The 9,554-nt window shown below is 61.4% G+C and carries 7 protein-coding genes; 3 read left to right on the forward strand and 4 right to left on the reverse strand.

What is annotated here, in order from left to right; genetic code table 11:
- Positions 1 to 49: 49 nt before the first annotated feature.
- Positions 50 to 805 (forward strand): COG4705 family protein, encoded by a 756-nt coding sequence (locus F2S13_RS19605; protein WP_166363818.1) that lies wholly within the window; start codon positions 50 to 52, stop codon positions 803 to 805.
- Positions 806 to 1,011: 206 nt separating this feature from the next.
- On the opposite strand, the gene F2S13_RS19610 is transcribed toward F2S13_RS19605, so the two are convergent.
- The 4 genes from F2S13_RS19610 to bglX form a co-directional block, all read right to left on the reverse strand.
- Positions 1,012 to 2,334 carry an MFS transporter gene (locus F2S13_RS19610; RefSeq protein ID WP_166363820.1) on the reverse strand — a complete coding sequence of 441 codons (1,323 nt, stop codon included), beginning with the start codon at positions 2,332 to 2,334 and terminating at the stop codon, positions 1,012 to 1,014.
- A gap of 166 nt (positions 2,335 to 2,500) precedes the next feature.
- The gene (locus tag F2S13_RS19615) at positions 2,501 to 3,835 is read right to left on the reverse strand and encodes a sigma-54-dependent transcriptional regulator (protein ID WP_166363822.1); all 1,335 of its coding nucleotides are present in this window, start codon (positions 3,833 to 3,835) and stop codon (positions 2,501 to 2,503) included.
- On the reverse strand, positions 3,829 to 5,589 hold the full coding sequence (locus tag F2S13_RS19620; RefSeq protein ID WP_166363824.1) for an ATP-binding protein: 1,761 nt from the start codon (positions 5,587 to 5,589) through the stop codon (positions 3,829 to 3,831). Before F2S13_RS19620 ends, F2S13_RS19615 begins: the two co-directional genes overlap by 7 nt.
- Positions 5,590 to 5,767: 178 nt before the next feature.
- Entirely contained in the window at positions 5,768 to 8,062 is a 2,295-nt protein-coding gene (gene bglX, locus F2S13_RS19625) for a beta-glucosidase BglX (protein WP_166363826.1), read from the reverse strand.
- A 208-nt stretch (positions 8,063 to 8,270) separates the two neighbouring features.
- On the opposite strand from bglX, the gene F2S13_RS19630 reads away from it, so the two are divergent.
- Positions 8,271 to 8,879 carry a LemA family protein gene (locus F2S13_RS19630; RefSeq protein WP_166363828.1) on the forward strand — a complete coding sequence of 203 codons (609 nt, stop codon included), beginning with the start codon at positions 8,271 to 8,273 and terminating at the stop codon, positions 8,877 to 8,879.
- A partial coding sequence (locus F2S13_RS19635) for a TPM domain-containing protein (RefSeq protein WP_166363830.1) occupies positions 8,879 to 9,554 on the forward strand: 676 nt, incomplete at its 3' end. The genes F2S13_RS19630 and F2S13_RS19635, both read left to right, overlap by 1 nt.

The following is a 9,554-nucleotide window of genomic DNA, read 5'->3' on the forward strand; positions in this document are numbered from 1 at the left end:
GCCTTCTGACCGGACAGCCACATCAATCATTTCTGGAGCGTTGCACCGAATGAACAAACTTCCACAGATAACCCTGGCCTTCTGGGTCATGAAAATCTGCGCGACAACCTTGGGCGAGACAGCCGGCGATCTGCTGTCCATGACCCTGAACGTGGGCTATGCAATCAGCTCGTTGATTCTGATCAGCGTGTTTCTGCTGACCCTGGTAACGCAGTTGTTCTCCAGGGCTTATCACCCTGTGCTGTACTGGCTCGTCATTCTGTCGACCAGCACCGCCGGCACGACGATGTCCGATTTCATGGACCGCACCCTCGGGCTGGGCTATGCCACCGGCTCCATGATCCTGATCGGTATCCTGCTGGCCATCTTTGCCCTTTGGCGCATGAGCGGCGATTCGCTGAACGTGAACAAGATCCAGAGCTTCCGGGGCGAGATGTTCTACTGGATGGCGATTTTGTTTTCCAACACCCTGGGTACGGCGCTGGGGGATTTTCTGGCGGACGATTCCGGGCTTGGCTTTGCCGGGGGTGCCTTGTTGATCGGGTCGACCATCGCCTTGGTGGTGCTGGCTCGCTACTTCACCAAACTGTCTCCCGTGCTGCTGTTCTGGGCCGCCTTCGTCCTGACCCGGCCGTTTGGTGCAACCCTTGGCGATTTCCTGACCAAGCCCCATGAGAAGGGTGGGCTGGATTTCGGAACCATTGGTTCTTCGTTGGTGCTGGGCGGGGTTCTGCTGGCGATGATTGGCCTGGCTTCGTTCTATAAGGGGCGAAGCGCGCGCGAGGTTGCGCCGCAGCTTTCTTGATCGAGCGCAGTAGAAGAAAGGGGCAGGCCAGTACTGGCGCTGCCCCTTTTTTTTGGTTCATCTCCGACCTTCCTCGTTCCCACGCTCCGCGTGGGAATGCCTCCGGCGACGCTCCACGTTGCGCTCTTGAAGGTCGACGCAGAGCGTCTGGCATGGCATTCCCACGCGGAGCGTGGGAACGAGGAGTTTGTGCTGTAGCTGGAGGATCAGTCGGTCTCGATCCGCGAGTGCTTCTGGGTATCCTTCATGAACACATACACCAGCAACGAACAGGCGATACAGGCAGTGACATACCAGTAGTAGCCGGACTCCATGCCGATGCTCTTGAACCACAGGGCGATGTATTCGGCGGTACCACCGAAGATCGATACGGTCAGGGCATACGGCAGGCCAACGCCCAGCGCGCGGATTTCGGTCGGGAACAGCTCGGCCTTGACCACCGCGTTGATCGAGGTATAGCCGCTGACGATGATCAGCGCGGCCATGATCAGGAAGAACGCGCCCCACCAGGTTTCGATGGTGTGCAGGGTGGTCAGGATCGGCACGGTGCAGATCGTGCCGAGCACGCCGAAGGCGATCAGGATCGGGCGTCGGCCGATCTTGTCCGAAAGCGAACCGATCACCGGCTGCAGGCACATGTACAGGAACAGGGTGGCTGCCGAGATGCTGGTCGAGTCGGAGATGCTCATGCCGACCGTGTTCACCAGGTATTTCTGCATGTAGGTGGTGTAGGTGTAGAAGGCCAGGCAGCCGCCCATGGTCAGGCCGACCACGGTCAGCAGCTCCTTGGGATGACGCATCAGGGTGCGCATCAGGGGTTCTTTCGGTTTTTCCTGCTTCTTGGTGAAGGACTCGGTTTCCTCCATGCCACGACGCAGGTACAGCGCGACCACGGCACACAGGGCGCCGATGACGAACGGCACGCGCCAGCCCCAGGAATACAGCTGCTCGGTGGTCAGGGTCTGCTGCAGGACAATCAGCACGCCCAGGGCGATGAGCTGGCCGGAGATCAGCGTCACGTACTGGAAGCTCGCGAAGAAGCCGCGACGTTCCTTGGTCGCCATCTCGCTGAGGTAGGTGGCGGAAGTGCCGTATTCGCCACCTACGGACAAGCCTTGCAGCAAGCGTGCGACGATCAGCAGGATCGGGGCAGCGACACCGATGGTCTCGTAACTCGGGGTCAGGGCGATGATCAGCGAGCCAAAGCACATCATCAGTACCGAGACCATCAGTGCGGCCTTGCGGCCCTTGCGGTCAGCGTACAGGCCCATAAGCCAGCCACCGATCGGGCGCATCAGAAAGCCTACGGCGAAGATCGCGGCGGTATTGAGCAGTTGTGCGGTGGTATCGCCCGAAGGGAAAAAGGCTTTGGCGAAGTACAGGGAGAATGCCGCGTAGACGTACCAGTCGTACCATTCGACCATGTTGCCGACCGAGCCGCTGAAGATCGCTTTGAGGCGGCTTCGGGTGGTTTTTTCAACGGCAGGCGAAGCTATCGCCCCAGCAGGCAAGGTAGTGGAATTATCCATGGTGGATCCTTCTAGTTGTTTTTGTGTAGACGCGTCGAAACGCAACCTGACAGGGCTATAGCAGGACCTGTGCCAGGATTGAAACGCCCGTGCTAGAAGGGTCGCGGAGAAAGCGTGAGCGGAAAATCGCTTATCGCCAGGGTGTCAATAAGCGGAAAATTGCCGATCAGGCGTCTTTCAGGAAGTCTTCGCGCAGCAAGCCATGGCGCTGCATCTTTTCGTTCAGGGTGCGCCTGGGCAGCTGCAGCTCATTGAGCACCGCCTTGATGTCGCCGTTGTGCCGGCTCAACGCCGAGCGCAGGCACTGGGCTTCGAAGGCTTCCTGCTGGGCTGCCAGCGACTGGCCGGCTTCAGCCAGCTCCGGCGCAGGTTCGCCCAGGCCCAGGGCATGGCGTTCGGCGGCATTGGCCAGCTCGCGTACGTTACCGGGCCAGTCGTGGCTGAGCAGGCGACCCAGTTGGGCGCCGGACAGCGGCGGGGCAGTCCGGCCCAAGCGCTCAGCGGCAGTGCGGGCAAAGTATTCGAACAGCTGCGCGATGTCTTCGCGGCGCTCGCGCAGGGGCGGCAGGCGCAATTCGGCCACGTTCAGGCGATAGGCAAGGTCCTCGCGAAAGCCACCAGCGCGCGCCAGCTCCAGTAGATCGGGCTTGGTTGCCGCGATGATCCGCAGGTCGACCGAGATGCTCTGATTGGCGCCCAGGCGTTCGAGTTTCTTTTCCTGCAGTACACGCAGCAGCTTGGCTTGCTGGGCCAGTGGCATGCTTTCGATTTCGTCGAAGAACACCGTGCCGCCATCGGCGTACTCCAGCTTGCCGATGCGCTTGCCCTGGGCACCGGTGAAGGCGCCGCTTTCATGGCCGAACAGCTCGGCCTCGAACAAATGCTCCGGAATGGCCGCGCAGTTGAGGGCGACGAAAGGCTTGTCTGCCCGAGGCCCGAAATCATGCAGGCAGCGGGCGACCCGCTCCTTGCCACTGCCGGTTTCGCCGCGAATCAGCACATTGACCGGCAGCGGCGCCAGTTCTTGCACTTGCCGGCGCAGGGTCTGCAGGCTCGGCGAGACGCCGAGCAAGGTCGAATCGAGCCTGGCCTTGATGTCGGCCTGCTCATGCAGGCTGCGGTTCTCCAGCACCAAACGGCGTTTTTCCAGGGCTCGGCGCAGGCTGCTGAGCAGGCTTTGCGGGCTGAAGGGTTTTTCCAGGAAATCGTAGGCACCGATGCGCATGGCCTCCACGGCCATCGGTACGTCGCCATGACCGGTAAGCAAAATGACCGGTAGGTCGGGGTCCTCGTTCTGCAGTTTTTGCAGCAGCTCCAGGCCGTCCATGCCAGGCATGCGTACGTCGCTGATCACCACCCCGGGGAAATGCCGGGGCAGTTGCGCCAGGCAGTCTTCGGCACGGCTGAACAACTGCACCTCGAACCCTGACAGGCTCAGCCATTGCTCCACGGCGCTGCGGATACTGGCTTCATCATCGACGACAATTACCGAGTTCAACATAAGGGCTCCGAGTCGGCGGGCAGGATCAGGGTAAAGAGGGCGCCTTCGGCACAGTTGCCGACCTGCAGATGGCCGCCCAGTTCATGGACGATGGCATAGGATACCGCCAGCCCCAGACCCAGGCCTTCACCGACGGGTTTGGTGGTAAAGAACGGATCGAAGACATTGCCCAGGTGTTCGGTAGCAATGCCGCCACCGGTATCGGCAACGCTCAGGCGCCAGTGTCCGTGATCGGCCTCAATGCGGATGACCAGACGCTTGAGCGGTTTGTCGCCCATGGCATCCAGGGCATTGCGCAGCAGGTTGATCAGCACCTGCTCCAGGCGAATGGCGTCGCCACGGACCCAGGCTGGCCGGACCAGGTGCAGGGCAGTGCTGACGTTCTCGCTGCGGATGCGCGGGTCGAGCAGGTGCAGGGCCTGATCGACCACCAGGGCCAGGTCCAGGCGCTCGCGCAGGCCGCCGGGGCTCTTGCGGGCGAACGTCTTGAGGTGGCTGGTCAGGGCGGCCATGCGTGTCAGCATCTGCTCCAGGGGCATCAGTGCCTGACAGGCCTCTTCGACCCGGCCATGATCGAGCAGCAGGCGCAGGGTTGCCAATTGCATGCGCTGGGTGGTCAGGGGTTGATTGATTTCATGGGCCAGCGCGGCGGACATCTGCCCCAGCGCGGCGAGCTTTGCTGACTGCACCAGTCCATCCTGGGCGGTGCGCAGGTCGCGGGTGCGCTCTTCGACCAGGCGTTCCAGTTCCTCGCGGCTGCGCTGGCGCAGACGGGCCAGGCGCCAGCGCTGGTTGAGGAACAGAATCAGGAACACCAGGCTGAGCCAGACGGCGGCCGCTGCCAATGCGGCATTGCGACCATCTTCGGCGGCCGTCAATGGGCGGCGCAGCAGGTGCAGTGTCCAGCCTTCTGTCGGCAAAGGCAGCGACTCCCACAGGTAGTTGGCCTCGCCTCCGGGGGCTTGTACACGGGTCAGATGGCTGTTGTCGGCGAAACTTTCCAGAATGTCATGTTGCAAGGGTGTTAGCGGTTGCTTGTCGTATTGCCGGGTGGTTGCCAGTTCGCTGCGGTCGCTGGCCGACAGTGGCTGCAACTCACGGTAGCGCCAGCCATCCCGGTTGGCGATGAAGACAATCCCGCGCGCATCGCTGACCAGCAACACGTCGTTGCCCTGTCGCCATTCACGTTCCAGCTCCGGGAATTCTAGTTTGACCACCATGGCGCCAAGAAACGCGCCATTCTGAGCGGTCACGGCGCTCGATAGAAAGTATCCCGGAATGCCACTGGTGACGCCCACAGCGTAGAAGCGACCCGCCCCCTGGCTTTGGGTTTGCTTGAAATAGGGGCGAAAACTATAGTTCTGGCCGATGTAGCTGCTGGGAAGGCGCCAGTTACTGGCAGCCACCGCCAGGCCGGTGCGATCGAGCAGCTCCAGGCTCGAGGTGTTGGCCGCGCCGTTGATGCGCTCGAGCTTGTTGTTCAACACATCCTGGGTTGCCTTGCCGACCGGGCCGCTCAAGGCGCCGATCAACTCCGGGTCCAGTGCCAGTACGGCGGGCAGGGCGCGGTAGCGTTCGATCAGGGTATTCAGTGAATTGGCATACAGGCCCAATTGCTCGTTGGCGCGCGCCGCATCTTCGATCAGCGCCCGGTGCTCGGCCTGGCGCATCGCCCAGCCGGCCGCGACCAGGGTGCCGGCGAGGATCAGCAGAACGATCAGGGAAAGGCGCAGGGCGCGGGTGGGGAGGTGCATGAGGATGGAGTCGAGGAAGTTCGGAGGAGGGCACCATAGCATTTTGTGTGCGCCTCCCCTCACCCCAGCCCTCTCCCCGGAGGGAGAGGGAGCCGATATTTGTCGGCCACAAAACTCGAGTACACCCCAAAATAGCTCCCTCTCCCCCCAGGGGAGAGGGTTGGGGTGAGGGGTGGCTTTAAAGCAATTCGAAACTTTGCTGCTTCACCGCCTGCGAATCCAACCCAACCTGCACATTGAACTCACCCGGCTCGGCAGCGAACTTGAGCTGGCTGTTGTAGAACTTCAAATCTTCCTCATTGATGGTGAAGTGAACGATCTTCTCTTCACCCGGCTTGAGCATGATTTTCTGGAAGTTCTTCAATTCCTTGACCGGGCGGCTCATGGAAGCCGTCACGTCCTGGATGTACAACTGCACTACGGTTTCGCCTGCACGCTTGCCGGTGTTCTTCACAAAGATGCTGGCGTCGAGCGGGTCACCCTTTTTCAGCGAACGGTTCGACAGGGTCAGTTCGGACAGGCTGAAATCGGTGTAGCTCAGGCCATAGCCGAACGGAAACAGCGGGCCGTTTTCTTCCTCGAAGTATTGCGAGGTGTAGTTGCCCGGTTTGCCAGGCGTGAATGGCCGCCCGATGCTCAAGTGGTTGTAGTACGACGGAATCTGTCCAACCGAGCGTGGGAAGGTGATGGCCAGTTTGCCGGACGGGTTGTAGTCGCCGAACAGCACGTCGGCAATGGCATTGCCGCCTTCGGTACCACTGAACCAGGTTTCCAGCATGGCGTCGGCCTGTTCCTGCTCCCAGCTCAGCGACAGCGGACGGCCGTTCATCAGCACGATCACCAGCGGCTTGCCAGTGGCCTTGAGCGCCGTGATCAGCTCGCGCTGGCTGGCGGGGATTTCCAGCGTGGTGCGGCTCGACGATTCATGGGACATGCCGCGTGACTCGCCAACCGCGGCGATGATGACATCCGCCTGTTTGGCCGCTGCAACGGCTTCGTCGATCATGACCTTGGCCGGTCGCGGATCGATCACCACTTCCGGACGATCGAAGTTGAGGAAGTTCAGGTAATCGATGATCTTCTTGTCATGGGTCAGGTTGGCACCCTTGGCGTAGATCACCCGTGCCCGTTCGCCAACCGCGCGGCGAACGCCGTCGTTCAGGGTGACCGACTGGGCCGGCACGCCAGCGGCGGCCCAGCTGCCCATCATGTCGATCTGCGCATCGGCCAGCGGGCCGACCACGGCGATGGTGCCCTGCTTCTTCAGCGGCAGGGTCTGGTTCTCGTTCTTCAGCAACACCAGGCTCTTGCGCGCTACGGCACGTGCGGCGTCGCGGTGCAGACGGCCTTCGGCGTTGGTGTCGGCCGGGTCTTCGCTGGCGATACCGATGCGCCGGTAGGGGTTCTCGAACAGGCCCATGTCGTACTTGGCGCCCAGCACCTCACGTACGGCATTGTCGATGTCGCTCTGGCTGATTTCGCCGGACTTCAGCAGGCCTGGCAGTTCCTGGCCATACAGCGAGTCGTTCATGCTCAGGTCGATACCGGCCTTGATCGCCAGCTTCGCTGCCTCGCGGCCATCGCGGGCTACGCCATGGCGCACCAGTTCGGTGATCGCACCGTGGTCGCTGACGGTCACGCCCTTGAAGCCCCATTCCTTGCGCAGCAGGTCCTGCATCAGCCAGGTATTGGACGTGGCCGGCACCCCATTGACCGAGTTCAGCGCCACCATCACCCCGCCGGCACCGGCGTCGATGGCGGCGCGGTAGGGTGGCAGGTAGACCTGGTACATGCGTGTGGGGCTCATGTCGACCGTGTTGTAGTCGCGGCCGCCTTCGACGCCGCCGTACAGGGCGAAGTGCTTGACGCTGGCCATCAGGCTGGTCGGCGAGCTGGCGCTCTGGTCCTGGAAGGCATTGACCATGACCTTGGCAATGCGCGAGACCATATAGGTGTCTTCGCCAAAGCCTTCGCTGGTGCGGCCCCAACGGGGGTCGCGGGAAATGTCGACCATCGGCGCAAAGGTCATGTCGATGCCGTCGGCACTGGCTTCGATCGCCGAGGTGCGACCGGTCAGGGCAATGGCGTCCATGTCCCAGCTCGAGGCCAGGGCCAGCGGAATCGGGAAGATGGTCCTGTGGCCGTGAATCACGTCATAGGCGAAGAACATCGGAATCTTCAGGCGACTGTTCTTGATCGCGGCGTCCTGCAACGGACGGTTTTCGCCTCGGGTAATCGAGTTGAAGGTACCGCCAATGCGGCCAGCGGCAATTTCCTTGAGAATCTGCGGCTGGGGCATTTCCGGGCCGATACTGATCAAGCGCAGCTGCCCGATCTTTTCATCGAGGGTCATCTGTTTCATCAGGTCGCCGATGAACGCTTCCTTGTTCTTCAGCAGTTCCGAGGGCGTGTCGGCCAGGGCCGAATGACTGGCCAGGCTGACGAGCAGGCCCAGCAAACACAGCTTATTCATGAATTCGATTCTCAAGGCTGCAACAGTACCTACGGTCAATACTGTTCGGCCGAAGTTGGGAGAGCGGCTATTGTTGTAATTTGCTGGGGCAGTCTTTTAGCCGATTAGGCCGACATGGTCCAGCAGCGGCCACGGATTATGCCTCAAGTGCCGGGGTTTTAGGCCTGTTCACCACATTTGCACCGTGAATCGAAGGAGCGTATCGAGCATGCGAGTACATTCGGGTTATGCCTGGCGTTGGAAAGTCATGGCGCTGCTGGCACTGACCACGCTGTTGGCAGGCTGCGGCATCAACAACATCCCGACCTATGACGAGCAGGTCAAGGCAGCCTGGGGGCAGGTCGAAAACCAGTACCAGCGCCGTGCCGACCTGATCCCCAACCTGGTCGAAACCGTCAAGGGCTACGCCCAGCATGAACAGGACACCCTGACGGCCGTGATCGAAGCCAGGGCCAAGGCGACGTCCATCCAGGTGGATGCCAAAACCCTGGACAACCCTGAGAAGCTCAAACAGTTCCAGCAGGCTCAGGATCAATTGAGCGGCGCCCTCAGCCGTCTGATGGTGGTATCCGAGCGTTACCCGGACCTCAAGGCCAACCAGAACTTCCTGGCCTTGCAGTCGCAACTCGAAGGCACGGAAAACCGCATCGCCGTTGCCCGCAAGGACTTCATCGCGGCAGTTGCACGCTACAACACCGAAATACGTACTTTCCCAGGTCGCATCTGGCACACCTTGATGTACAGCAGCCTGCCGGTGCGCGAAAGCTTCGAAGCGACTTCGCCTGAGGCCGATAAAGCGCCGCAAGTGAAGTTCTGATGCGCAGGTTCAAGCTGGGGCTGGCGCTAATGCTGCTATTGGCTGCGGCCCTGGTGCAGGCGGCGTTGATCTTTCCGGCGCTGACTGGCCGTGTCGTCGACACGGCCGGGATGCTCGACGCACGCAGCGTCGCGCAATTGACTCAGATGCTTCAGGCCCATGAGCAAGGTACGGGCGAGCAGATCGTGGTGGTGACGCTGCCTGACTTGCAAGGCACCAATATCGAAGACTATGGCTACCAGCTCGGGCGCCATTGGGGTATCGGGCAGAAGGGCAAGGACAACGGCGCCTTGTTGATAGTCGCCCGCGACGAGCGCAAGCTGCGCATCGAAGTCGGCTACGGCCTGGAAGATCGTCTGACCGATGCGCAATCGTCGGTCATCATCAACCAATTGATTACGCCGGCGTTCAAGCAAGGGAATTTCAGCCAGGGCATCAGTGCCGGTGTCGCAGCAATGATCCAGGTGCTCGGCGGTAATCCGCTGGCCGAGCCGGAGCAGGTGGCGGGCAGTGAGGGTGAGCTGCCGCGCAACTGGGTCGTTACGCTGATCATCCTGCTCTTCGTCATTTTCTATGTCCTGCAAGCGATGGGAATCACCGGCAGAGGCGGGGGTGGTGGTCGTTCCGGTGGGGTCGGCGGTGGCCTGGGTGGTGGCTTCGGCGGCGGCTTTGGTG

Source organism: Pseudomonas akapageensis (assembly GCF_011355085.1).
GTDB classification, from domain to species: domain Bacteria; phylum Pseudomonadota; class Gammaproteobacteria; order Pseudomonadales; family Pseudomonadaceae; genus Aquipseudomonas; species Aquipseudomonas akapageensis.

Coding starts and splice junctions, on each gene's coding strand:
- F2S13_RS19610 (WP_166363820.1), bottom strand. CDS start 2,334: ATGGATAATTCCACTACCTTGCCTGCTGGGGCGATAGCTTCGCCTGCC.
- F2S13_RS19605 (WP_166363818.1), top strand. CDS start 50: ATGAACAAACTTCCACAGATAACCCTGGCCTTCTGGGTCATGAAAATC.
- F2S13_RS19615 (WP_166363822.1), bottom strand. CDS start 3,835: ATGTTGAACTCGGTAATTGTCGTCGATGATGAAGCCAGTATCCGCAGC.
- F2S13_RS19620 (WP_166363824.1), bottom strand. CDS start 5,589: ATGCACCTCCCCACCCGCGCCCTGCGCCTTTCCCTGATCGTTCTGCTG.
- bglX (WP_166363826.1), bottom strand. CDS start 8,062: ATGAATAAGCTGTGTTTGCTGGGCCTGCTCGTCAGCCTGGCCAGTCAT.
- F2S13_RS19630 (WP_166363828.1), top strand. CDS start 8,271: ATGCGAGTACATTCGGGTTATGCCTGGCGTTGGAAAGTCATGGCGCTG.